Origin of the sequence: Algoriphagus halophilus, from assembly GCF_041729275.1 — a bacterium.
Taxonomy (GTDB): domain Bacteria; phylum Bacteroidota; class Bacteroidia; order Cytophagales; family Cyclobacteriaceae; genus Algoriphagus; species Algoriphagus halophilus_A.
The window spans coordinates 388,989-410,651 of sequence record NZ_CP146486.1 but is presented as its reverse complement, the minus strand read 5'-3'; the positions used below and the strand labels follow the sequence as shown (position 1 = coordinate 410,651).

The 21,663-nt window shown below is 37.2% G+C and carries 25 protein-coding genes and 3 pseudogenes; 20 read left to right on the top strand and 8 right to left on the bottom strand.

Annotated features, from left to right (window positions below; translation table 11 throughout):
* Positions 1-10 precede the first annotated feature (10 nt).
* A complete protein-coding gene (locus V8V91_RS02245; RefSeq protein ID WP_373398564.1) occupies positions 11-700 on the bottom strand; it encodes a hypothetical protein in 690 nt (229 codons plus the stop codon).
* Positions 693-1,085: a carboxypeptidase-like regulatory domain-containing protein gene (locus tag V8V91_RS02240; RefSeq protein ID WP_373398563.1), complete on the bottom strand. Its 393-nt coding sequence runs from the start codon at positions 1,083-1,085 to the stop codon at positions 693-695. The genes V8V91_RS02245 and V8V91_RS02240 overlap by 8 nt, the downstream gene beginning before the upstream one ends.
* A 209-nt stretch (positions 1,086-1,294) precedes the next feature.
* Here V8V91_RS02240 and V8V91_RS02235 point away from each other — a divergent pair.
* The 3 genes and pseudogenes from V8V91_RS02235 to V8V91_RS02225 all read left to right on the top strand — a co-directional run bounded on the left by V8V91_RS02235 (position 1,295) and on the right by V8V91_RS02225 (position 4,036).
* Positions 1,295-2,678, top strand: a pseudogene (locus V8V91_RS02235) (DEAD/DEAH box helicase).
* A gap of 74 nt (positions 2,679-2,752) precedes the next feature.
* Positions 2,753-3,574 carry an N-acetylmuramidase domain-containing protein gene (locus V8V91_RS02230; RefSeq protein WP_373398562.1) on the top strand — a complete coding sequence of 274 codons (822 nt, stop codon included), beginning with the start codon at positions 2,753-2,755 and terminating at the stop codon, positions 3,572-3,574.
* Between the two features lie 15 nt (positions 3,575-3,589).
* Positions 3,590-4,036, top strand: a complete 447-nt coding sequence (locus V8V91_RS02225; protein ID WP_373398561.1) for a DUF1572 family protein — start codon at positions 3,590-3,592, stop codon at positions 4,034-4,036.
* Positions 4,037-4,088: 52 nt separating this feature from the next.
* Here V8V91_RS02225 and serA read toward each other — a convergent pair.
* Positions 4,089-5,980: pseudogene (gene serA / locus V8V91_RS02220) on the bottom strand (phosphoglycerate dehydrogenase).
* A 226-nt stretch (positions 5,981-6,206) separates the two neighbouring features.
* On the opposite strand from serA, the gene V8V91_RS02215 reads away from it, so the two are divergent.
* The 3 genes from V8V91_RS02215 (at position 6,207) to V8V91_RS02205 (ending at position 7,368) form a co-directional block, all read left to right on the top strand.
* On the top strand, positions 6,207-6,707 hold the full coding sequence (locus tag V8V91_RS02215) for a DUF4920 domain-containing protein (protein WP_373398560.1): 501 nt from the start codon (positions 6,207-6,209) through the stop codon (positions 6,705-6,707).
* Between the two features lies 1 nt (position 6,708).
* Complete coding sequence (locus tag V8V91_RS02210; RefSeq protein WP_074224189.1) at positions 6,709-6,912, top strand: hypothetical protein; 204 nt, start codon at positions 6,709-6,711, stop codon at positions 6,910-6,912.
* 81 nt (positions 6,913-6,993) lie between these two features.
* Complete coding sequence (locus V8V91_RS02205) at positions 6,994-7,368, top strand: DUF983 domain-containing protein (RefSeq protein WP_373398559.1); 375 nt, start codon at positions 6,994-6,996, stop codon at positions 7,366-7,368.
* On the opposite strand, the gene V8V91_RS02200 is transcribed toward V8V91_RS02205, so the two are convergent.
* From V8V91_RS02200 to V8V91_RS02190, 3 genes are read right to left on the bottom strand one after another with little or no spacing between them, the layout of a single operon-like run.
* The gene (locus V8V91_RS02200) at positions 7,365-7,526 is read right to left on the bottom strand and encodes a hypothetical protein (protein ID WP_373398558.1); all 162 of its coding nucleotides are present in this window, start codon (positions 7,524-7,526) and stop codon (positions 7,365-7,367) included. The two genes, V8V91_RS02205 and V8V91_RS02200, sit on opposite strands and share 4 nt — an antisense overlap.
* Positions 7,527-7,543: 17 nt before the next feature.
* Positions 7,544-8,515: a BCCT family transporter gene (locus V8V91_RS02195; RefSeq protein ID WP_373400597.1), complete on the bottom strand. Its 972-nt coding sequence runs from the start codon at positions 8,513-8,515 to the stop codon at positions 7,544-7,546.
* Positions 8,512-8,898 carry a BCCT family transporter gene (locus V8V91_RS02190; RefSeq protein ID WP_373398557.1) on the bottom strand — a complete coding sequence of 129 codons (387 nt, stop codon included), beginning with the start codon at positions 8,896-8,898 and terminating at the stop codon, positions 8,512-8,514. Before V8V91_RS02190 ends, V8V91_RS02195 begins: the two co-directional genes overlap by 4 nt.
* A 264-nt stretch (positions 8,899-9,162) precedes the next feature.
* Between V8V91_RS02190 and V8V91_RS02185 the strand changes: the two genes are divergently transcribed.
* The 7 genes from V8V91_RS02185 (at position 9,163) to V8V91_RS02155 (ending at position 15,380) form a co-directional block, all read left to right on the top strand.
* On the top strand, positions 9,163-9,840 hold the full coding sequence (locus tag V8V91_RS02185) for a TetR/AcrR family transcriptional regulator (RefSeq protein ID WP_373398556.1): 678 nt from the start codon (positions 9,163-9,165) through the stop codon (positions 9,838-9,840).
* Positions 9,833-11,536 carry a peptidase domain-containing ABC transporter gene (locus tag V8V91_RS02180; protein ID WP_373398555.1) on the top strand — a complete coding sequence of 568 codons (1,704 nt, stop codon included), beginning with the start codon at positions 9,833-9,835 and terminating at the stop codon, positions 11,534-11,536. The genes V8V91_RS02185 and V8V91_RS02180 overlap by 8 nt, the downstream gene beginning before the upstream one ends.
* Before the next feature lie 6 nt (positions 11,537-11,542).
* On the top strand, positions 11,543-12,904 hold the full coding sequence (locus V8V91_RS02175; protein ID WP_373398554.1) for an HlyD family secretion protein: 1,362 nt from the start codon (positions 11,543-11,545) through the stop codon (positions 12,902-12,904).
* Entirely contained in the window at positions 12,901-14,016 is a 1,116-nt protein-coding gene (locus tag V8V91_RS02170; RefSeq protein WP_373398553.1) for a TolC family protein, read from the top strand. Before V8V91_RS02175 ends, V8V91_RS02170 begins: the two co-directional genes overlap by 4 nt.
* Positions 13,965-14,246, top strand: coding sequence for a TolC family protein (locus V8V91_RS02165; RefSeq protein WP_373398552.1), 282 nt, complete (start codon positions 13,965-13,967; stop codon positions 14,244-14,246). Before V8V91_RS02170 ends, V8V91_RS02165 begins: the two co-directional genes overlap by 52 nt.
* 68 nt (positions 14,247-14,314) lie before the next feature.
* Positions 14,315-14,599: a DUF1330 domain-containing protein gene (locus V8V91_RS02160; protein WP_373398551.1), complete on the top strand. Its 285-nt coding sequence runs from the start codon at positions 14,315-14,317 to the stop codon at positions 14,597-14,599.
* Between the two features lie 133 nt (positions 14,600-14,732).
* Complete coding sequence (locus tag V8V91_RS02155) at positions 14,733-15,380, top strand: hypothetical protein (protein ID WP_373398550.1); 648 nt, start codon at positions 14,733-14,735, stop codon at positions 15,378-15,380.
* Positions 15,381-15,427: 47 nt separating this feature from the next.
* Here the strand turns inward: V8V91_RS02155 and V8V91_RS02150 are convergent.
* Positions 15,428-17,060, bottom strand: a pseudogene (locus tag V8V91_RS02150) (UxaA family hydrolase).
* Between the two features lie 65 nt (positions 17,061-17,125).
* Between V8V91_RS02150 and V8V91_RS02145 the strand changes: the two are divergent.
* Genes V8V91_RS02145 through V8V91_RS02135 form a run of 3 tightly spaced genes read left to right on the top strand, consistent with a single transcriptional unit; the run spans position 17,126 to position 18,769 of the window.
* Positions 17,126-18,109, top strand: a complete 984-nt coding sequence (locus V8V91_RS02145) for a PfkB family carbohydrate kinase (protein ID WP_373400596.1) — start codon at positions 17,126-17,128, stop codon at positions 18,107-18,109.
* A gap of 1 nt (position 18,110) precedes the next feature.
* A complete protein-coding gene (locus tag V8V91_RS02140) occupies positions 18,111-18,626 on the top strand; it encodes a bifunctional 4-hydroxy-2-oxoglutarate aldolase/2-dehydro-3-deoxy-phosphogluconate aldolase (RefSeq protein ID WP_373398549.1) in 516 nt (171 codons plus the stop codon).
* Positions 18,602-18,769: a hypothetical protein gene (locus tag V8V91_RS02135; RefSeq protein ID WP_373398548.1), complete on the top strand. Its 168-nt coding sequence runs from the start codon at positions 18,602-18,604 to the stop codon at positions 18,767-18,769. Before V8V91_RS02140 ends, V8V91_RS02135 begins: the two co-directional genes overlap by 25 nt.
* Positions 18,770-18,801: 32 nt before the next feature.
* On the opposite strand, the gene V8V91_RS02130 is transcribed toward V8V91_RS02135, so the two are convergent.
* Positions 18,802-19,437, bottom strand: a complete 636-nt coding sequence (locus V8V91_RS02130) for a peroxiredoxin (RefSeq protein ID WP_373398547.1) — start codon at positions 19,435-19,437, stop codon at positions 18,802-18,804.
* Positions 19,438-19,707: 270 nt separating this feature from the next.
* Between V8V91_RS02130 and V8V91_RS02125 the strand changes: the two genes are divergently transcribed.
* The 4 genes from V8V91_RS02125 to V8V91_RS02110 all read left to right on the top strand — a co-directional run bounded on the left by V8V91_RS02125 (position 19,708) and on the right by V8V91_RS02110 (position 21,604).
* Positions 19,708-20,124 (top strand): TIGR04282 family arsenosugar biosynthesis glycosyltransferase, encoded by a 417-nt coding sequence (locus tag V8V91_RS02125; RefSeq protein WP_373398546.1) that lies wholly within the window; start codon positions 19,708-19,710, stop codon positions 20,122-20,124.
* Between the two features lie 2 nt (positions 20,125-20,126).
* Positions 20,127-20,315 (top strand): hypothetical protein, encoded by a 189-nt coding sequence (locus V8V91_RS02120; protein WP_373398545.1) that lies wholly within the window; start codon positions 20,127-20,129, stop codon positions 20,313-20,315.
* Between the two features lie 178 nt (positions 20,316-20,493).
* Positions 20,494-20,964: a DUF6134 family protein gene (locus V8V91_RS02115; RefSeq protein WP_373400595.1), complete on the top strand. Its 471-nt coding sequence runs from the start codon at positions 20,494-20,496 to the stop codon at positions 20,962-20,964.
* Positions 20,957-21,604, top strand: coding sequence for a TIGR04283 family arsenosugar biosynthesis glycosyltransferase (locus V8V91_RS02110; protein WP_373398544.1), 648 nt, complete (start codon positions 20,957-20,959; stop codon positions 21,602-21,604). Before V8V91_RS02115 ends, V8V91_RS02110 begins: the two co-directional genes overlap by 8 nt.
* Positions 21,605-21,663: the final 59 nt, after the last annotated feature.

Sequence of the window (21,663 nt, the reverse complement as noted above, 5' to 3'; positions counted from 1 at the left end):
TGGTGGTTGATTAATTGGTATCTGTATCATCTAACAATTGCGTCATAATAGGCCTAAATCCGGGGAATTTAGAATTGTAATAGGTGAACAATTGAAATAATCCACTGGGTTCTTTCAAGTCAATGCTGTTTTCATTGGTATAATTTGCCATCTCCTCCGCATGATCTCCAAATAAGGCAAATATTTTTTTACGTCCTTTTGGGACTTCTATTACATCTTGACCTTTCAAGAAATAGTACACATTCCTTTTAATGATTTGGTCATTTCTATTTCCAACCATCAAAGCTGAATTATAATTAGATTCTTTGAAAACTGCCATCGTTCTTCTCATGAGCGGTAATTCTCCATCCACTAAAACTTCAAAAAAGCCAGCAATTGGGGCACCTTCATCTTTGAAGTCCATTCCATTGACAAAATATCGGGGTACTTTATAAGTAGAATCCACCCAGACGAAATTTTGGATACGGAGTCCAGGCATGACAGATACAAGATTGTTCTCAGGCTCCATCAATTCAAACATATTGGACACGATATTATAGCGAACTCTAAATCCTTCCAATACCTGTTGATCCCTGTAGAGCAGGAGAGAAGCGCTATTCCATTTCAAGTCTAAGTAGTTATTCCCTTCCAGCTTTTTGGGTTCAGGAGGAATTCCATAAACCATATTCCCTCCAATCATATTGGGGCGGTCATTAAACAAGTTGGTGATATTGTTGGCTCGAATCGTTTTGCAGAGCAGCTCCTGAACCTTCAGCTCCAAACTTAACCATGTAAAGATCACCTAAATCCAGATCCTCTTTTAGGTTAACGTTCTGCTCAAATTTGTTATAGCCTGGTAGATTTAAGGCTAAGGTGTATTTATCTCCCACTACCTGTTCGAGCATAAAATTCCCACCTTTAGTTGAAATCTCTCCAAATGCTGTCCCACGAAGTGTCACACTTACTCCATCTAAAAACTCTTTGGTATCTGCATCCAATATCCTTCCTTTGATCTGAAATGTCTGACCAGTCGCAAGGATGACATGAAAGAAGGATAGGAGAACAAACAAGAGCTTAGGTAACAGCTTAAATAGGTAGCTATTCATGATTTATCTTTTTAGAGATTTATTAGAAATATAACTCAAAATGATGTAATGATTCCAGTTTTTCACTGGATACAATTTATATTTTGTGAATTCAAGAAGATTCTAAAGTAAAAAGCCTATTTTGCCTTTATACGTAATATTGGCTTATATTTACACCAATTAAACTGATTGTTTACCAGTTTTTTACACTTTGAAAATCATACCAACCATTGGATTTCTCTTCTTTTAATTTTGAACCTTCCTTGCAGGAAGGTCTAGATGCCATGGGTTTTGAAAACCCGACACCGATACAAGAAAAAGCAATACCTGTTATTTTAGAAAATAAAGACCTGATAGCTTGTGCACAAACAGGAACAGGAAAAACTGCAGCATTTATTTTACCTGTGCTTAATAAAATTTCTAAATCAGGTTCAGAAAAGCTTAATACACTTGTATTAGCTCCCACCCGTGAACTTGCAATTCAAATCGACCAACAAATTCAAGGCTTTTCTTATTTCCTTGGAATTAGTTCTATTCCCATTTATGGAGGTGGAGATGGAATTGTTTGGGAGCAGCAAAAGAAAGCTCTGGAAACAGGTGCTGAAATAGTTGTGCTACGCCTGGTAGATTAATTGCACTTCTTGCAGGTGGTAAGATGGATTTAAGTTCACTGCAACATTTGATCTTGGATGAGGCAGACCGTATGATGGATATGGGCTTTTCGGATGATATCCTTAAAATAGTCAATTATCTCCCAAAAGACCGGCAGACTATTCTTTTCTCTGCTACTATGCCATCCAAAATCCGTCAATTCAGTATGAAAATACTGAAGCAACCTGAAGAAATTTCCATTGCATTAGGTAAAACAGCAGAGGGAGTTTCTCAATCCATGTATTCTGTTTATGATACGCAAAAAGAGGAACTCGTTAAACATATACTTTCTCAAAAAGCTTTTGAGGCAGTAATCATTTTTGCTTCTACGAAAGAAAAAGTCAAAGGATTGTATAAAGCCTTACGAAAGCATTTTGATGTGGAAGCATTTCATTCTGACTTGGAACAGGTAGATCGGGAGAAGATCATGTCCGCATTTAAAAATAAAGCGGTTAAGATCTTGATCGGAACAGATATTATTTCCCGGGGATTGACGTTGTTGGAATAGAGTTAGTCATCAACTTTGATACGCCAAGTGACCCAGAGGATTACGTTCACCGGGTAGGAAGAACTGCCAGAGCAGATAAAGAAGGAGAGGCCATCACCTTTGTTAACCCTAAGGATCAGCAAAAATTTGCTAGAATTGAGAAGTTAATTGGAATGTCCATTACTCAAAATCCTTTGCCGGAGGGCTTTGAAAAGGGCCCTGAATATCATGGTGACTCTTTTAAATCCAATAGGAAGTTTGATAAGACAAGTAAACCGCCTTTCAAGAAAAAATCTGGTCAAAAAAAGAAATTCCCTCCTCGACAAAAGTCAAATCAGGAATCTTCACAAGTAAAACCCACTTCTGGACAGCAAGTGGAATCACCAAAGACCAAAGAACCTTCCGGAACGAAGCCTTCTCCAGAAAAAACGAATAAGGGTAAATTTGGTAATCGAAGAAATGTCATTGATCCCTAAGTTCTTGAATCCAGATTGTATTTCTAAAGTACTTCAGGTAAATTGAAGTACTTTTTATTTTTAAAAGCACGATCATGCAATCTGTTAAATACAAGTCTAGGGGCGCCACGGTTTTATTTTTACAAGAGATTCTTGGAAAACTTGGGTTTCAACTTCCAATAACCGGATATTTTGGTTTACAGACCGATCAAGGTGTTAAAGAGTTTCAGTCTAAAAACAACTTGGTAGTGGACGGGAAAGTAGGCGTCAAAACTTGGACTTTGCTATTGGCCAAAGCCAATCCAAATCATGCATTTGGAAATAAATTTCTTGGTGAACAGGACATAATAAATTTTGCAAATCAATACGATTTAGAATTAGGCTGTGTCAAAGCAGTGAATGAGGTCGAAAGTAGTGGGAGAGGCTTTCTGATTAATGGAATGGCTAAAATTCTTTTTGAGGGTCATGTTTTTTGGAGACAATTAGAAGCTAGAGGGATAGATCCTTCAGAGCTTTCCAAGATTGATAATCAGGACATTTTGTATAAAAAATGGACAAAAAAATTCTATTTATCTGGTACCCGTGAATATGACCGTTTAGAAAAAGCAATCAACTTAGGTGCGGATCCAAGAATTAAATCTGCTGCTTTATCTTCAGCTTCCTGGGGAAGTTTCCAAATCATGGGTTATCATGCCACTAAGCTGGGTTATCCAAGTGTAGAGGTATTTGTAGATGAAATGCAAATACATGAAAGGAATCATTTGGAAGCATTCGGGAGATACTTAAAGACCTATGGTTGCTTACAATTTCTCAAAGAAAAGAACTGGGCTGGTTTTGCTAAATGCTATAATGGATCAGGGTTTGCGGCAAATAAATACGATATAAAATTGGCAGCTGCCTACGAAAAATATTCTTAACCAAAATCCAAATAAATGTTATTGAATGAATTAATTAAACTTTTTGAACGTGATTTAGATAGACTTTACAAGGAAATAGATGCTTATACTGATGAGAAAGTTCTATGGGAGATCGAAAATCAAATAAGCAATTCGGGAGGTAACCTCTGCCTTCATTTGTTAGGTAACCTTCAGGCTTTTGTAGGACATGAATTGGGCGGTTTCGACTACCAGAGGGACCGTGAGTTTGAATTCGCTGGAAAGGATGTCCCTAAGTCAAAATTATTAAGTGAGATCACCAAATTGAAACGAATCATGGTGAGTAGTTTGGAAGGAATGGATGAAGACTTAATGGATAAGAATTATCCTATTGAGGTCTTTGGTAGACCCATGACTAACGAATACTTTTTGATCCATCTGTATGGACATTTTAATTACCATTTGGGCCAGATAAATTACCATAGAAGGATTTTGCAACCCTAAAAAAAGCCCCAAACATACATTCGGGGCTTTTGATCGGTAGTGGAAATAATTTTTAATATAAGGTTCTAAATCTGATTGTACCCGGAATTGTTTTCAGGGCATCTATCGCGTCTGGAGAATAGGCCTTGTCGATATCTGTAATTACATATCCTATTTTCTCATTGGTCTTTAAGTATTGTCCCACGATATTGATCTCATAATTAGCCAACACTTGGTTGATTTTTGCCAATACTCCAGGTTCATTCATATGGATGTGAATAAGCCTGTGGGCATCTTGTAAAAATGGAAGTTGGATATTTGGAAAATTCACCGAATTATAGGTGTTGCCCGTGTTGATGTATTCCATAATTTTCCCAGGAACAAATCGTGCGATATTTTCCTGTGCTTCCAACGTACTACCTCCAATATGTGGAGTGAGTATGGTATTGGGTAAGCCAATCAATTCAGAAACGAAGGGTTCTGAATTATTTTTAGGTTCTTCAGGGAATACGTCTACAGCACAACCTGCTAAATGACCGGAAAGAATGGCCTCTTTCAAGGCTGCAATTTCTACCACATGACCTCTACTAAGGTTTACAAGGATCGCTCCTTTTTTCATTTTGGCGATTTTCTCCTTATTGATGATATTTTTATTGCTTTTGCGTCCGTCCACATGCAGGGAAATCATATCACAAGTACTCAAAAGCTCATCTAAAGAGTCTAATTTGGTTGCGTTACCCAATGCTAATCTTTCAATTACATCGTAATAAAACACATTCATACCCATGCTTTCAGCAAGGACAGAGAGTTGGGCACCAATATTACCATAGCCAACAATACCTAATTTTTTCCTCTTATTTCAAAACTTCCACTGGCAGATTTATCCCATTTTCCTTGATGCATAGCAGCGGTTTTGTCCGCAAAATTCCTCATCAAAAAGATAATTTCTGCAATAGCCATTTCTACAACGGATCTGGTATTGCTAAAAGGGGCATTGAATACAGCAATCCCTTTTTCCTGACAGGTTTCCAAATCGATTTGATTGGTCCCAATACAGAAAGCACCAATGGCGATCAATCGATTGGCATTCTCCAACACCTTCTTGGTGATGTTGGTTTTGGATCGAATGCCTATGATGGATACATTCTTGATTTTTTCGCAGAGCTCATCTTCGCTCAAGGCAGAACTGATGACTTCTACATCATAGCCTTCTTCTTTCAATAGGTCCACACCGATTGGGTGCACATTTTCCAAAAGGAGCACTTTGATCCTACTTTTTGGGTATGAAAACTTCGTGTTCAATTTATTGATATATAGGATTTCATCTAAACTTGGTGCAATATGATCCGCTTGGCTGGTTACTTTTGGCCTGGACACATTTTCTGTAAAGGCATAAAACTTATTTGCCAGTCCAGAAGCTTTGATTTCGTAATCTGTGTAACCATCACCAATCACATAGATATCACCTTCTAAATTAATTCTTTTGATGGTTTCTGCCTTTCCTTTATTAGAAGAAAGAGGATTTTCCCGATTGAAATCAATGATATTTCCAGAATCGTCATAGACAAATTCATTGGCAAATACATTTTCCTTCTTAATGCCATAATCCCCTACGATAGGGATGATAAAATCTTTGAATCCATTGGAGATAATAAAAATATCTTCCGCATTTTCTTGAAGAAACTCTTTATTCCTTTCAAATGATTTGGACACTTTTTTCTTTAAAGCATCAATTAGATCATCTATCTGGGATTGTGTTGCATTTAAGATTTCAAGTCGTTGAATTAAACTATCACGAAAGGTCAAGGAACCATCCATTCCTTTGTCCGTGATATCTTTAATGGCCTGGAGTTTACGATCTCTTTCTGGATCATTTTCTAAGCTTATCTCACCTAGAATATCCAGCGCTTCCACTTGCGTGAAAGTACTGTCAAAATCAATGATAAATTTTTTGGTTTTAGGCATGAGCAGGGTCGATTTTTGAATCAGGCAGTAAAATTACAGTATTGTTAAAATTTTAGAAGCTTTATTGGAAAAATTGTTTCTATAAGTTTCACTTATAAATAGTATGGCAATAATTTTTATTTACAAAAGGCTATTTGGAGAGGGTTAAATTCATTGAATTCATCATTTAATTCTTTTTCGATAGCACTGAATCCTTTATTTTTGATCAATTCAAACTCTTGATATTATGAAAATACCTGTTGCCATTATTGCCATATTAGCCATATGTGTTGGATTTTCTTGTTCCTCACCAACTGCTGATCCATCTCAGTTGACGCCAGAGGAAACTGTAGCAGGAACCTATGGAGCAGAAGTATTGGAAAGTAATATTACCAGTGCTGCTGAAATGGTTGAGATTGTGGAAAAGGAAGGAACATTTGAAGGGAAAATAGCGGGTGAGATAACTGAAGTCTGTAGTGAAAAGGGCTGTTGGCTTAAAATGGATTTGCCAAATGGTAACAGTATGAGGGTAACCTTCAAGAATTATGAGTTTTTTGTTCCTAAAAATTCACAAGGATTTCCCATGATCTTGGAGGGAGTGGCAACACTTACAGAAACCAGTGTAAAGACTTTACAGCATTATGCAAAAGATGCCGGCAAGTCAGAAGAAGAAATAGCAAAAATAACTGAGCCCAAATTGGAGATTTCCTTTGAGGCGGTAGGAGTAAAAATTAAAGATAAAGCCTAAGATGGCAATAGCATTAGACAATCTACGAGTAGGTAGGGTATATAAAATGGTCAATTTGGGAGAGGTAAGAAAACTCGAGATTATTGATCGATTGAGTGACCAAAACTTCAAAGTAAAGGATCTGGATACCTTGGAATACTATACCATATTTGAATTACTCCAATGGGGAAAAGGAAAAGACTACGACCTGGATGAGCTCCGCTAATCCTTGACTCCAGTTTCAATATGTGATTTTCAACACAGATATTTTTTAGACGAAGGGGTACCTTTAAGCAAAATTAATAACATGAGTAATAAAAGTGGTTTCCAGGCAATGCTTGGAGCAAAATGTCCTCAATGTAGAACTGGAAATATATTTCCCGTTTCCCCGTTTAGTTTCAGGAAGATTTCCTCCATCCATCATACTTGCCCCCATTGTCATGCGAATCTCAATCCAGAGCCAGATTTCTATTATGGGGCAATGTATATCAGTTATGCATTTTCAGTGGCCTTGGTAATAACCGCACTTACAGCTATCAATGTACTTGTAGAAGAACCAGAACTATGGATGTATCTGGCGACAGTGGTGATTGGAAACCTGTTACTGTTTCCAGCGATGCTGCGCTATTCCAAAGTATTATACCTCTATGGTATGGGAAAATTAAAATACAAAGGAGATTAATCCCGGAGGTATTTTTTTGGATCTATCACCAATAGTAAAAGGCTTACCGTAACGACCAACAAGAAAAACAGGGCAGGTACACCTGCGATAACAGATAAGATTCTGACACCATCTATGCCTGAGAATAAGATCATGATCCAAGCAAGGAATGCGATCAATGTTCCCCAAATGATTTTTAAATTGGTATCAGACTGGAAAGGATCCTCACTGATTTTTTCATGCTCAAACTTGCCAAAGCATCTGTGCTGGAATCCGCTGCGGTAACGTAAGAAATAAAAATTGCCACAATAAACAGGTAGGAAAACAGCTTGAAATAACCCAAATCCTCAAAGACCTGGTAAATAATAGATTCAGGACCTGATGTTTGAAAGAGGTTTTGATAAAATTCAGGATGGAGTATGGCCAAATCCAATGTTGTACCTCCAAAAACACCCATCCATATCAAACAAAAAAGAGCTGGAAGAAACCAATTAAAGAGTAAAAATTCTCGAATAGTTCGTCCATACGCGATTTTACCTAGAAAAATAGCGGTAACAGGTGCCCAAGCCATCCACATGGCAAAATTGAAAACAGACCAATCATAGGTCCAGGTAGAACCTGCTCCATTCCACTGAAGGCTCAAGTCCAAAAAATTCTTGCCATATTCTATAAATCCGATTTTTATGGAACTCAATATTTTTCCTCCTTCACCGAGTAAAACAAAGAGTATTGCAATTAGGAAAAAGAAAAATAGGTTGATTAAGGAAAGGTTTTTGATCCCTCTTTCAATCCCTGTAGAAGAGGAGATTACAAAGGTCAATACTATTACCAGCGTAATAACTCCTGACAAAATCCCCATATTCCAGTCAGGAAATAGTTTAAGAAATCCTCCAGATAAGCTTAAGATTCCTGCTCCTAAAGCTCCAGCCATTCCAGTAACCAAAGAAAACAAGCTAATTCCATCAATGATATTTTCCATCCGTTTGTTTAGGTTTGACCCTAGTAAAGGCTTTGCAGCTAAACTAATAGAAGGTTTGTTTCTATCCTGATAAAAGAATAGACTAAAGGTCAAGGCCGGGACAATGTATATGGCATACGGTGTAAATCCCCAGTGAAAGAATAATGCACCAAGAGAAAAGTCTGCCGCTTCTACCGACTTGCTGTTCAGGTTTTTAAATTCCGGGGGAATAAAAAATGGGATAATGGTTCAGCGCTTCCCCAAAACAAAATCCCAACAGCTATGGTAGTACATAAAACAATCGCAAACCAACTTAATCTAGGTAACCTTGGCTGTGCATGCTTTCCACCAATTCTTACTTTGCCAATGGGAGAAAAGAAGGTTATTAGGACCATGATCGTCATTGCAAATGAAACCCAGCTAAAGCCTAAACTAAAATTAGTCAATAAGGCTTTCTGAAACTGTTCAATAGAGGTAATGAAGAAATCAGGAAAGAGAATGCTGAATAAAACGGCAAGGATCAGTAATATGAATGAAGGCCAAAACACCCAAAAACGGATGTTAAATTGAAAAAATTGGTTCGATTTCTTCATAGACTCTTAAGGTAGTAGAATTTCAATAGAAATGTTTTTACACGAGAGGATAATCCAGTTTAAGGTATAAGAAGATTTTTTTAGTCTATGATTATGTCTGAATTAAAAATTGAAATAAAGTATATTATTTTATTGATAATAAGCTATTTATAATATTATTTTAGAGGCAAATAAATTTTTTTTGTGAATATTACTAACAAGAATAGATGTTTTACTAAACATTCATTAGCGATCATCCGTTATTCCACTTTATTAACAAGGAAAATGGAAAACATTTTACGAAAATTAAAAGTTGAGGTAAACGAAAATTTATTCGTGAAGGATCCCTATAGTTCGGAGTTAGGAAATGCTATTATTCGAGTAGGTTCTAAACTGATGCTTGAACTAGGAATGGAGCATTTTACATTTAAAAAATTAGCTACAGAAATCGGGGTATCAGAACCTGCAATCTATCGGTACTTTGAAAACAAGCATAACTTTTTATTGTATTTGACCGCTTGGCATTGGGCATGGACGGAACATAATCTAGTATATGTTACAGCCAACTTGAAGGATCCGAAAGAACGCTTAGAAATTGCGATTAAGTTGTTGGTTGAGGGGCCTATGTTCGTAGAAAATGAATTTTTGAACCCGATTGAAATTCGAAAAATTGTTACCAACGAGTCTCTTAAAGGGTATTTGACTAAAAGTGTGGATTCAGAGCATGAAAATGGAATTTATGCACAATTGTATACACTAGGGGAACGAATCGCACAAATTATTAGAGAAATCAATCCTGCCTACAAATTTCCTATAACTTTGGTTAATATCGTTATGGAAGCTAGCCTACTACAATCTTTCCATGCAAAACATCTTCCAGGAATGACAGAATCAAATTTAGATAAAGAAGGGAGATTTCAATTCTTTCATCATTTGGTAGCTAAAACCATCATCCATGAATAGTACAGGAACAATGACTCCCCTCAAGAGGTTTTTTAGTCTTCTTCAAGAAGAAAAGAACCAAGTTTATGGGATCTACTTTTACGCCATTTTAAATGGGATAGTAGCTTTATCTCTTCCTTTAGGTATTCAAGCTATTTTGAATTTTATATTAGGAGGTAGAATCACCACTTCATGGGTTCTGTTGGTAATTGTCGTTGCCATAGGAGTTGCTTTTGGAGGATTTTTGCAAATCTCTCAACTGCAAATCACGGAGAAACTTCAACAGAGAATTTTTTCCAAATCAGGACTTTCTTTGGCCTATAGACTACCAAGGGTAAAAACTGAAGTTCTGCATGGGGAATATGGCCCTGAAATAGTCAATCGGTTTTTTGATACAGTAAACCTTCAGAAGGGGATCTCAAAACTATTAGTTGACTTTACGACAGCGGTGTTGCAAATGATCTTTGGACTCTTACTATTGTCCTTTTATCATCCCACCTTTATTCTATTTGGAGTCATATTGATAGGAATTCTACTATTGATTTTCTATTTCACTAGTCCCAAAGGAATGGCTACAGCGCTCAAGGAATCTTCCTATAAATATCAAACTGCCTTTTGGCTCCAGGAAATTGGGAGAACTCTCAACACCTTTAAATTAACGGGGAATACCAGACTCCCTATTTTGAGAGCAGATAAGTTGATTCAAAAATATGTGGATTTTAGAAGCAAGCATTTTTCGGTATTGATACTTCAATACAAAATCATGATAGGCTTCAAAGTGCTCATAATTGCCAGTTTATTGGTGGCAGGGAGTCTTTTATTGATCAACGAACAAATAAGTATCGGTCAATTTGTAGCAGCAGAAGTGATCATCATTTTAGTTGTCAACTCAGTAGAAAAAGTGATTCTTTCTTTAGAGACGGTTTATGATACCCTTGTAGCTGTTGAAAAGCTAGGAGTAGTGATGGATCTTGATTTAGAGCGAAGTGAAGGAACGGACAAATTGATAGTGTCCAAACCAGAAGGTTTAAAGTTTGCGATGGAACATGTGGTATTTCAACCTTATGATGCCATTAAGCCTATTATTAATGATATTTCTTTAACCATTCATCCCGGAAAGAAAATAGCTATTACCGGAAGAAGCGGAAGTGGGAAAAGTGCGCTGCTGGCTTTATTGAATGGTTTGTATGAAGAATATCAAGGAACGGTTTCGATTAATGATCTTTCTATGGATATGATTCAATTGGATAAATTCAGGGCAATGATTGGTGATTGTCTTCAATTTGGAGAATTGTTCCATGGCACAATCAAAGAAAATATCTTGGTCGGAAGGGATGTAGACCCGAAACAATTTGAAGAAATCATCGAATTGGTAGGTCTCAAAGAATACATCTACCAATTACCAGACGACCTGAACACCGAATTGCTTCCAGAAGGAAGAGGCTTATCGAGGTCTGTCGCTCAAAGTATTTTGATCGCTAGAAGTTTGGTAGGAAATCCAAAGGCAATCATTATGGAGAATGCCCTTCGACATGTAAATCCTGAAATCAAGCCTAAGATTGTAGATTACTTAATATCAGGAAGCTGGACCCTATTAATGGTAACCGAGGATCCTTACATCTTACAGAAATTGGATGAGATAATTATTTTGGATTCCGGGAAAATCCTAAAACAGGGATCCTATGAAGATTATATACAATACACGAGAAATAATTAAACTATTATGCTGAATATTTCCAGCAGTAAAATCAAAGATCGGATTCCTTTTAGCGGGGCTAAAAGTTTGATCATGACTTTGCCAGAAAAGGAAAGTCAAAAGAGGATACGATTACTAGCGTGGTTGATTGCTGTCGTATTTATATGCCTATTTCTTCCCTGGACTCAAAGTATTCGATCCAAAGGATATGTCACCGCTTTAAGACCAGAGCAGCGAGCGCAAACCATTCATTCAATCATTGCAGGTAGAATAGAAAAGTGGTATGTGACTGAAGGAGCATTTGTGAATAAGGGAGATACCATTCTGAGAATTTCTGAGATAAAAGACGAATATTTTGATTCCATGCTTTTACCAAGAACTCAGATGCAGGTAGATGCAAAGACTCTTTCAGCAGAAGCTTACAAAGAGAAAGTAGGAGCACTTCAGGCTCAATTGCTAGCATTGCAGGAAAATAATGTTCTGAAAATTCAGCAAGCGGAGAATAAGCTCAAAATGGCGGAGTTGAAAGTACAGTCAGACAGCATTAAGTTCCAGCAAGCGAAGGTGAATTTTGATATTGGAAAGCAACAGTTAGATAGAGCAGAACAACTGTATGCTGAAGGATTGAGGTCTTTAACTGATTTGGAATCCAGAAGGCTAAAATTCCAAGACGTGCAAGCCAAATTATTGTCTGTGGAGAATGATTATTTAATCAGTCAAAATGAAATGATATCCGCTAAAATTGAGCTGAATACCATAGATAACGAGTTTAGAGATAAAATAGCAAAAACCCGATCTGAGATTTACACGGCCATGTCCTCACAATATGATGCTGAGGCAACTACTACAAAACTGGAGAACCAATATTCTAATTATGAAGCTAGAACGGGGTTTAGATACATTCTTGCTCCCCAGAATGGTTATCTGGCGAAGGCAATTCAAGTCGGAATAGGTGAAACAATAAAAGAAGGAGATCAAATATTAAACATTATCCCCTCTGAAGCTGAATTAGCTGTGGAAATGTATGTACAGCCTGTTGATTTGCCTTTGATTAAGGTAGGAAATAAAGTTCGATTTATTTTTGATGGGTGGCCTGCTATTGTATTTTCTGGCTGGCCTAGAATATCAAATGGTACCTTTGGAGGTGTAGTAGTTGCAATGGACCAATATGCCGGATCCAATAATCAATACAGGGTTTTGGTAGCTCAGGATCCTGAGGAAGAGCCTTGGCCAGAAATGTTGAGAATGGGATCAGGTGCAGATGGTATTGCGTTATTGAATGATGTTCCTGTATGGTATGAATTATGGAGACAATTAAATGGTTTCCCAGCAGATTATTATACGAGAGACGAAAAAGAAGCAGTAGCTTCAGAAGGAAAGAAGAAATGATGAGAGTTATACTTTTCACCTTCCTTTTCAGTACTTGTTTTTTCCGTGCTTATTCGCAAACCACGGATACCTTAAACTATGATTCCTTTTTAGCATGGGTAATTGAATATCACCCAATAGCTACTCAGGCTGAACTTCAATTACTCATGGGTGAAATGGAAGTGAGATCTGCCAGAGGAGGATTCGATCCCTTGGTATATGGAAATTTAGATAAGAAGTCCTACAGCGAAACCTTATATTATAATAAGCAAGAAGCTGGAATCAGTATACCCACTTGGGCAGGAATTGAATTAAATGGATCTTTTGAAAGGAACAATGGGAAATATTTAAATCCTGAATACACGGTGCCTTCTGATGGGTTATTTGCAGCAGGTGCTTCAGTAAATTTGGGCCAAGGTTTAATTTTGGATCAGAGAAGGGCTACGTTAAGACAAGCACAGATTTACCAGGAATCCACAGAATCACAAAAGCAAAAACTACTCAACAATCTTTACCTTCAAGCCACTGACATGTATTGGAGGTGGTCCTTGGCTCATACAAATCTAGAAGTGTTAAAGGAAGGAGTGGAACTCGCTGAATTTCGGTATGAAGCAGTAAAATCAAGTTTTAAATATGGTGATCTGCCAGCAATTGATACCGTAGAAGCCTTTTCTCAAGTTCTGAACAGACAATATAAATTACAGGAAGCTGAAAACACCCTGTTTTCTGTTACCCAAGAATTAAACACCTATTTATGGGATGAGGAAGGCAATCCTATCAATTTAAATGAAGGGATTGTTCCTGAATCTTTGGAAACAACTAACCTAGGAGTGTTGAATGTAGAAGAGCTCAGGACCTTTGTCGCCAATCATCCTGAACTGCAATTAGTAGACTTCGAACTAGCCAGTTTGGATGTAGAAAAAAGGTTAAAAGCTCAACAGATTATTCCTGTGGTCAAATTGAAATATAATTTCCTCACAGAAAATCTAAATGATTTTGAAGGAGCTGGATTTTTGAAAATAATTATAAATGGGGGCTTTCCGTTTATACACCCTTACTTTGGAGAAAGTCTAGAGGAGCTGTGGGTTTGGCAAAGGCAAAGATTTATTCAAAGGAAAATTCGAGGGATTTAAAAGAAATTCAACTGAGAACAAAACTAGAAAGTGAAATAAATAATTTTTCTAATTTGAACAGGCAAATCTCGACTTATCAGCAAAATGTCATTAATCTGGAAACCTTACTTCAAGGAGAAATGAGACGTTTTGAAATAGGGGAGAGTAGCTTGTTTTTAGTGAATGCCAGAGAAGTATCTGTTTTTAATTCAATTTTGACCTTAAATGAATTAATCAGTAAAGAAAAATAGCCTATGCGAAAACAAGGTACGCAGCAGGCTTAGGATTTGAATTATAACTAGTTGATAATTAGAATAATATGACAGCTTTTGTTTTAGTGGAAGTAGATATACACGATCCTGAAAAATATGAAGAGTATAAAAAATTGACCCCAGAATCAGTCAAAGAGTTTGAAGGAAAATTCGTGATAAGAGGTAATCCGATTCATGTATTAGAAGGTCAGTGGAACCATGACCGATTTGTGATGTTGGAGTTTAAAGACAAGGAAACGGCAGAAAAATGGTACTATTCTGAGAAGTACACAAAAGCCAGAAAAATTAGAGAAAATGCAGCCTCAGCAAACTTTTTTATTGTAGAAACGTAATGTTTGGCATTTTTATTGGTATGAAATACATATTATTATTCATTATCTAAAATTTATACAATTTTCGCCCAAATTTTAGCTAATAAATTTTGATACTTAAATAAGTTATTACCCACTACCAATTCTTAAAAATATGAAAAAATTAATGTGGTCTAAACTAGGCCTAATGAGCCTTGCAGGCTCCATGTTCGTGAGTGCTTGTACTTCTGTAGAAGAGCCAGCATTAGTTCAACCAGCTTCCCAAACGGAAGTATTGACATCTCCAGAAACCCTAACGGATGGAAATGCTAGAAAAACAGCAGAAAGAAATTACTTTGAGAGGTTTACCAATCAACTAAGCTCCGTAGATGAAAATGGAGAATTCACTACTGCTATTCCTGCCTATTTTCCTGGGACAGGGGTAGGTAACTCCAGCCATATGGGCAAAGCCTACACCTTTTTAAACCAATATGCCTCTATTGGTGCAGCTGGTTTACAAACAGTAGGAGCTCCAGTTACTCAGTTTTATGCTGAAGAATTGGAAGCAATGGGGATTTTTGTTGACAATGATGAAGTAAGCTCCATTACTACTGATGGAAAAGGCAACTCCGTATGGTTTAAAAACATCAATAATGTGGTAACTGTTATCAACGAAGATAGAAGTGAATTTATAGCTGAAGTAGCGATTATTGGCGGAACAGGTAAATTCGAAGGTGCTACCGGAGAAGGTACTGTAGTAGGAAATTTCAACCCAAAGACTGGTGCAGGTTCAAGTACGATTCAAGGTAGAATAGCATTTTAATCACCTTTAGTTTATTTAAAAGGGCGGCCAGTGGCCGCCCTTTTTGTTTATAAGGAAACCCCTCGTTTCCAAGGGATAAAATCGAAGTTTTTCTTTTGTTCTGCTTTGGTTTTGATCCTACCTGAAGCTACTTCAATAATCAAATCCAACAGCTTCTCCCCACAGCTTTCAATGGTTTCCGCTCCGGAAATTATTCCCCCCGTATTAAAATCAATGATATCCGGCATTCTAGCGGTCAATTGATCATTGGTAGCCACTTTTATTACTGGACAAACTGGATTTCCTGTTGGGGTTCCCAACCCAGTAGAGAATAGGATGATGTTAGCACCACTACCAGCCAACCCAGTAGTGCTTTCAACATCATTGCCTGGTGTACATAATAGATTCAAACCAGGGACTTTGACATATTCTGTATAATCCAATACATCAGAAACTGGCGCTGTTCCTCCTTTTTTAGCAGCTCCACAAGATTTGATGGCATCAGTCAGTAATCCATCTTTGATGTTTCCTGGACTTGGATTCATATCAAATCCGCTACCGACACGTTCGGCAGCATTGGCATATTCATCCATTAATCTGATGAATTTTTCTGCAACAGTAGGATTGACACATCGATCGATGATAGGTTGTTCGGCACCACATAACTCCGGAAATTCTGATAAAATTGCCGAACCTCCTGAAGCCACCACCAAATCTGAAACACGACCTAAAGTTGGGTTGGCAGATATTCCAGAAAAACCATCTGAACCGCCGCACTCTAATCCAATGACCAATTTTGAAATAGGGGAAGGAGTTCTCTTGATTTTGTTGGCTTCGATCAAGCCTTTAAATGTTTCATTGATTGCTTTCTGAAGCAATTGATCTGTAGTTCCTTCGGTTTGTTGCTCACATATCACCAATGGTTTCTGAGATCCTTTTTGAATATTGTTCAACCGGTCCTGAAGGATAGCAACTTGGGCATGTTGACAGCCCAAACTCAAAATGGTAGCACCCGCTACATTTGGGTGATTGATATATCCAGCCAGCAAGGCACAAAGTGTGTCTGAATCTCCTCTGGTTCCACCACAGCCCCCGTCATGAGTTAAAAATCGGATGCCATCGATGTTTTCAAAAACCTTTGAATTGGTATCTATTTTTGGTTCCGAAAGCGATTCCGTAAATTTTTCATTTTGATAAGCTGCAACCAGGTTTCTTACTTGGTTTTCATAGGGATTTATTACGGCAAAACCCAGGGCTTTTTCAAAGGCATCTTGTAGTAATTTCACATTGGTTTTCACAAAACACCATCGGTAGAACGAGCCAATAATTAGCTGTACCTACCTGACCATCAGATCTTTGATACCCTAAAAAAGTCTTTTCCTTGATATTTTCTATGTTTGGCTTATTCCAATTATAAGTGGCTCCTTGATCCCGGAATTCACGAATTTTATGTTTAATATTTTCTAAAGTAATCGCTTCTCCTACCTGTATGGACTTTGTTGTTTCACCCACAATGGTTCCATACATGTATACCTCTTCACCAGAATCAAATTCCTTTAAAGCAAATTTATGTTTTGCAGCTACTTCGCTGATAATGTTTCCCTTATACCCGTTTAGATCAAATGTATCACCTATTTTCAAGTCGGCTAATGCCACTCCAACATTATCCGTAGGGTCTAAACAAAGTGCTTTGTTTATCATATTTTTATTTCATTAACTTAGTTTCCAACAATGAAATTATAGAAAATTAATTCTTCAATGAAAAAATTGTTTCTCTAGGCGAAGTAATGCTTCGTCTTTCGCCGCCCTCTAGTCAGCGGTTTTTTCAGGCACACCAATTAGACCTGGAATTTGGAGGTTCAGAGGCAAATGTTGGAGCTGCTTTAGCATTCTGGGGACATCATGTCATTCATCTTACTGCGTTTCCAGAGCATGAAATAGGTTTAGCTGCAGCTGCTAATCTAAGGCGTTGTGGGATTGATACTTCATTTATCCAATTTACTGAGGGCAGGATAGGAGTTTACTTTTTGGAACAGGGAGCCATGCAGCGAAGCTCTAAAATAATCTATGATCGAGCAGACTCTGTCTTTACCAAAGTTGATTCAAATAAATTTGATTGGGATAACATCCTGAAAGATGCGGATGCATTGCATTGGTCTGGAATAACTCCAGCCTTATCACAAGAATGTGCGGATTTTACTGTAAAAGCTCTAGAAGAGGCAAATAAGCGAAACATCACGGTATTTGGAGATTTGAACTATAGAAGCAATCTCTGGAATTATGGGAAAAAGCCTCATGAAATTATGCCTGAATTGATGGCATATACCCATGTGATGATTGCAGGAACTCGTGACTTCAATAATTGTCTCGATGAAAATTATGGAGGATTTGAAGCAGCAAAATCTGATCAGTTCAAAAAATTTGAAAACCTGAAATATATTGCGAATACCAAAAGAGAGTCTTTGAGTTCTTCCCACAATAGAATTTCAGCTAAAATCTATTCGCATGATCAAACCTTTTCTTCTAAAGAATATGATTTACCTCAGATTGTGGACAGAGTAGGTACAGGTGATGCATTTGCAGGAGGGTTAATACACGGATTATTAACCCATGATCCAATGCAAGCCATAGAATTTGGAATGGCTGCTGGCGCATTGAAACACAGTGTGCCGGGTGATGTGCTTTTATGTTCAGAAGCTGAAATTCAGGAATTAGTAGTTGGTGAGTCCATTGGAAAAATTAAACGATAATATGAGAAACCCGAGTCCTTTTATTAAAAGAATGTATGCTGCAGGTGTCATGCCGATATTTTTCACACCTGATGAAACAAAATGCCTTCAAATGCTGGAAGTAGCCTATGAAGGTGGAATCAGAGTAATTGAAATGGTGGACCGTGGAGCTGAGGCAAAATCAATTTTCCCTGCTCTTAGAAAAGCTGCGGATCAAATGCCTGGACTAAGTTTAGGTGTAGGAACTATCTACGAGCCAAAACAAGCTGAAGTATTTCTCGATATGGGAGCTGAATTTATTGTCGCCCCGGTAATGAACCCTAAACTGGGGGAGTTTTGTAAGAATTTGGATATCCCATGGATTCCGGGATGTGGTACAGTTTCCGAAGTGTATTTTGCTCAGGAGCTAGGAGCAGAGTTGGTGAAAATATATCCCGCAAATATACTAGGGACCGATTTTGTGAAAGCAGTTCATGCAGTGTTGCCAAAAATTGAATTAATACCTACAGGGGAGTGGAACCTACTGCCGAAAGCTTAAAGTCCTGGTTTGATGCTGGGGTCTGCTGTGTAGGAATGGGGTCTCAATTGTTTAGAAAAGATTTGGTTCAAAAAGGAGATTTTGATCAGATCAAAAAAATGATTCAATTTACCACGGGATTAATTGATACCATTAGATCATAAAAAAGGGGGATGTTAAATCCCCCTTTTTTTGCTTATAAATCTGGTTGAGGTGTTGTTCTCAAATAAGGTTTTATCACTTTATGTCCTTTAGGGAATTTAGCAGGGATATCCTCATTTTTGATTGCCGGTGCGATTACTACATCTTCTCCTTGCTTCCAGTTAGCTGGTGTAGCCACGGAATAGTTTGCCGTTAATTGGAGGGAATCGATCACCCGCAAGAGTTCATCAAAATTCCTTCCTGTACTAGCAGGGTAGGTGATGATCAATTTGATTTTTTTATCGTTCCCAATCACAAAAACAGATCTCACCGTGAAATTTTCATTGGAATTTGGGTGAATCATATCGTATAGGGTAGAAATCTTTTTGTCTTCATCTGCGATGATAGGAAAATTGACTTCCGTATGTTGGGTCTCGTTGATATCAGAGATCCATCCTTTATGGCTTTCTAACCCATCGACACTTAAAGCCATCACCTTAGTATTTCTCTTTTCAAACTCTTTTTTAAGCTTTGCAACTGTGCCTAATTCAGTCGTACATACTGGAGTATAATCAGCTGGGTGAGAAAATAAAATTCCCCAACCATCTCCTAGATACTCATAAAAATCGATTGTTCCTTCAGATGTTTCCGCAGTAAAATTTGGTGCAACATCTCCTAGTCGTAATGCCATTTTGAAAATAATTTAAGCTATTGAAAATTGATTTATTCTTAAAACGTCCCTCTGAATAGTTCCGTTCACCTAAATCAATTTTTCTTTGCAAATCAATTATTATACATCCATTTTAACCATTCAATACGTTAATAGGCTAGGTTTCTAATAAGGAAACCCATAGTCTATACAGGTTAAGACTGTTAAGAATTAAAAAATAGAACATATCTTTCTAGAGCTTGTTTGACTTTTACATAAGTTTGAAAACACTGATTGAATTTATTTTATTTGATGAAAAAAGGAATAATAATATTTCAAAAGAATTTAATACCCGGTAAGGTAAAATCCCGAATTGGAGCCCTGGTGGGGGATCAAAAAGCACTGGAAATTTACCAGGTTTTAGTGGATTATACTCATCAACAGGTAGAAGGGTTGGAATGCAAAAAGTTATTGTATTACTCGGAGTATACTGAAAACACTTACGAGAATAATAAAGATTATCAGTTTTTTATCCAGTCTTCCGGGGACTTAGGGCAAAAAATGGGAGATGCTTTTAAAGATCAATTTGAAGATGGATTTGACCAATTATTAATTATTGGAACGGATTGTGCTGAAATTACTCAGGAAATATTGGAAGAAGCCTTTGATAAGCTAAAAACCTCGGAAGTTGTGATAGGCCCTGCTAAAGACGGGGGTATTACCTTTTAGGAATGAATCGCTTTATCTCGGGACTTTTTTATGATATCCCTTGGAGTAGTGCAGAGGTCTTCAATCAGACGTCTGACTACCTAAGCACTCATCAGATACCTTTTGATTTATTGCCTACGCTTTCTGACGTAGATTATTTAGAAGATTGGATGGAAGTAAAAGAAAGACTATTGCAAACTCAATCCAAATAACCACTTAACCCCTTTTGTTCTTAAGAATGCCATTCAACCGCTCATTTTCTAAAGCATATGTATCGCTGCTTTTATTTCTATTCATTTCATCTTCTGTATGGGGACAAGAATCGACCATTAGTCAAAACTATGACATTGTGGTCGCAGGTTTTCGAATTGGAGGTATGACTGCCCAAAAATTGAAAGCCTTGAGGAGACCAAATTTGAAATCAACAGCTTAGTAGATTTTTGGTTTTTTGGGAGAGTTCATGTTGATTTCCTTCAAAAAGCCGATTACTTGAATGGTCAATTAAATGAAGCTTCAACAGTTTCTAATTCGAATCGAGGTAATTTCCAAACAAATGTTACTTGGAACGGGGATCATTATGAGGTAGATGCGAATACTTATAAATACGAGAATAATGAGCCAATCAACCAGCCTATCTATTCAAGCCCTGCCAGGCTTTATTTTGAGGAACCCAAACATGGAGATATTCTTTTATCAGAGAATTTTGGATTAGTAACTACTGTAGTCGAGGATGAACCAGGCGTCTATTCCATAGAAGTAAATGGGAACACCAATACCTTCTATTATGAAGAGGGTGTATTACAAAAAGTGGTATTGGAAAACTCCATTAAAAATTACGTGATCAGAAGATCTGATGATTAGGGAGGAAAGCATTTCGGTCATTATCCCAACATACAATGAGGCAGGTAACTTAAAAGCACTCATTCCATTGATCAAGGCCGAAAAGAATCCAAAGATTTTAGAAATTATTGTAGTAGATGCTCAGAGTTCAGATCAGACAAAAAAAGTGGCTGAGAATTTTGGAGTAAAATTTTTCTCCTCAAAAAATCGATCAAGAGCGCATCAAATGAATTTAGGCGCGAAACATGCTAAAGGTTCTATTTTTTATTTTGTACATGCTGACACACGTCCGGTCAAAGGATTTGCCAGAGATATCAATGAAAATGTTTTAAAGAGTAAACTTGCTGGTTGTTACCGATATAGTTTCGATAGTCCTCATTTTTTACTAAAAATTAATGCATGGTTTACTCGTTTTAATGGAATTTTTGCTGGAGGTGGAGATCAAACCCTTTATATTACACGCAGTCTTTTTGAGAAATTGGAAGGATTCAATGAAAAATATACCATTATGGAGGATTTTGACCTCATTAGAAGGATCAGAAAAATCTCCAGTTTCCATATTATCCCAAAAGAAATAATCGTTTCTGCGAGGAAATATGAGGTGAATGGCTGGTTGAGAGTTCAACTTGCAAATTCACTAGTATTCACACTTTTTTATTGAATTCAAATCCAAAATCAATCAAAAGTCTATATTGTATTTTATTAAAAAACAGAATACTT

What these genes read in the sequence shown, in the direction of transcription:
- V8V91_RS02160 (WP_373398551.1), top strand. Translation starts at nt 14,315, where the DNA reads ATGACAGCTTTTGTTTTAGTGGAAGTAGATATACACGATCCTGAAAAA.
- V8V91_RS02125 (WP_373398546.1), top strand. Translation starts at nt 19,708, where the DNA reads ATGAAAAAAGGAATAATAATATTTCAAAAGAATTTAATACCCGGTAAG.
- V8V91_RS02175 (WP_373398554.1), top strand. Translation starts at nt 11,543, where the DNA reads ATGCTGAATATTTCCAGCAGTAAAATCAAAGATCGGATTCCTTTTAGC.
- V8V91_RS02240 (WP_373398563.1), bottom strand. Translation starts at nt 1,085, where the DNA reads ATGAATAGCTACCTATTTAAGCTGTTACCTAAGCTCTTGTTTGTTCTC.
- V8V91_RS02140 (WP_373398549.1), top strand. Translation starts at nt 18,111, where the DNA reads ATGAGAAACCCGAGTCCTTTTATTAAAAGAATGTATGCTGCAGGTGTC.
- V8V91_RS02190 (WP_373398557.1), bottom strand. Translation starts at nt 8,898, where the DNA reads ATGAAGAAATCGAACCAATTTTTTCAATTTAACATCCGTTTTTGGGTG.
- V8V91_RS02230 (WP_373398562.1), top strand. Translation starts at nt 2,753, where the DNA reads ATGCAATCTGTTAAATACAAGTCTAGGGGCGCCACGGTTTTATTTTTA.
- V8V91_RS02225 (WP_373398561.1), top strand. Translation starts at nt 3,590, where the DNA reads ATGTTATTGAATGAATTAATTAAACTTTTTGAACGTGATTTAGATAGA.
- V8V91_RS02155 (WP_373398550.1), top strand. Translation starts at nt 14,733, where the DNA reads ATGAAAAAATTAATGTGGTCTAAACTAGGCCTAATGAGCCTTGCAGGC.
- V8V91_RS02130 (WP_373398547.1), bottom strand. Translation starts at nt 19,437, where the DNA reads ATGGCATTACGACTAGGAGATGTTGCACCAAATTTTACTGCGGAAACA.
- V8V91_RS02210 (WP_074224189.1), top strand. Translation starts at nt 6,709, where the DNA reads ATGGCAATAGCATTAGACAATCTACGAGTAGGTAGGGTATATAAAATG.
- V8V91_RS02215 (WP_373398560.1), top strand. Translation starts at nt 6,207, where the DNA reads ATGAAAATACCTGTTGCCATTATTGCCATATTAGCCATATGTGTTGGA.
- V8V91_RS02180 (WP_373398555.1), top strand. Translation starts at nt 9,833, where the DNA reads ATGAATAGTACAGGAACAATGACTCCCCTCAAGAGGTTTTTTAGTCTT.
- V8V91_RS02185 (WP_373398556.1), top strand. Translation starts at nt 9,163, where the DNA reads ATGGAAAACATTTTACGAAAATTAAAAGTTGAGGTAAACGAAAATTTA.
- V8V91_RS02170 (WP_373398553.1), top strand. Translation starts at nt 12,901, where the DNA reads ATGATGAGAGTTATACTTTTCACCTTCCTTTTCAGTACTTGTTTTTTC.
- V8V91_RS02120 (WP_373398545.1), top strand. Translation starts at nt 20,127, where the DNA reads ATGAATCGCTTTATCTCGGGACTTTTTTATGATATCCCTTGGAGTAGT.
- V8V91_RS02110 (WP_373398544.1), top strand. Translation starts at nt 20,957, where the DNA reads ATGATTAGGGAGGAAAGCATTTCGGTCATTATCCCAACATACAATGAG.
- V8V91_RS02205 (WP_373398559.1), top strand. Translation starts at nt 6,994, where the DNA reads ATGAGTAATAAAAGTGGTTTCCAGGCAATGCTTGGAGCAAAATGTCCT.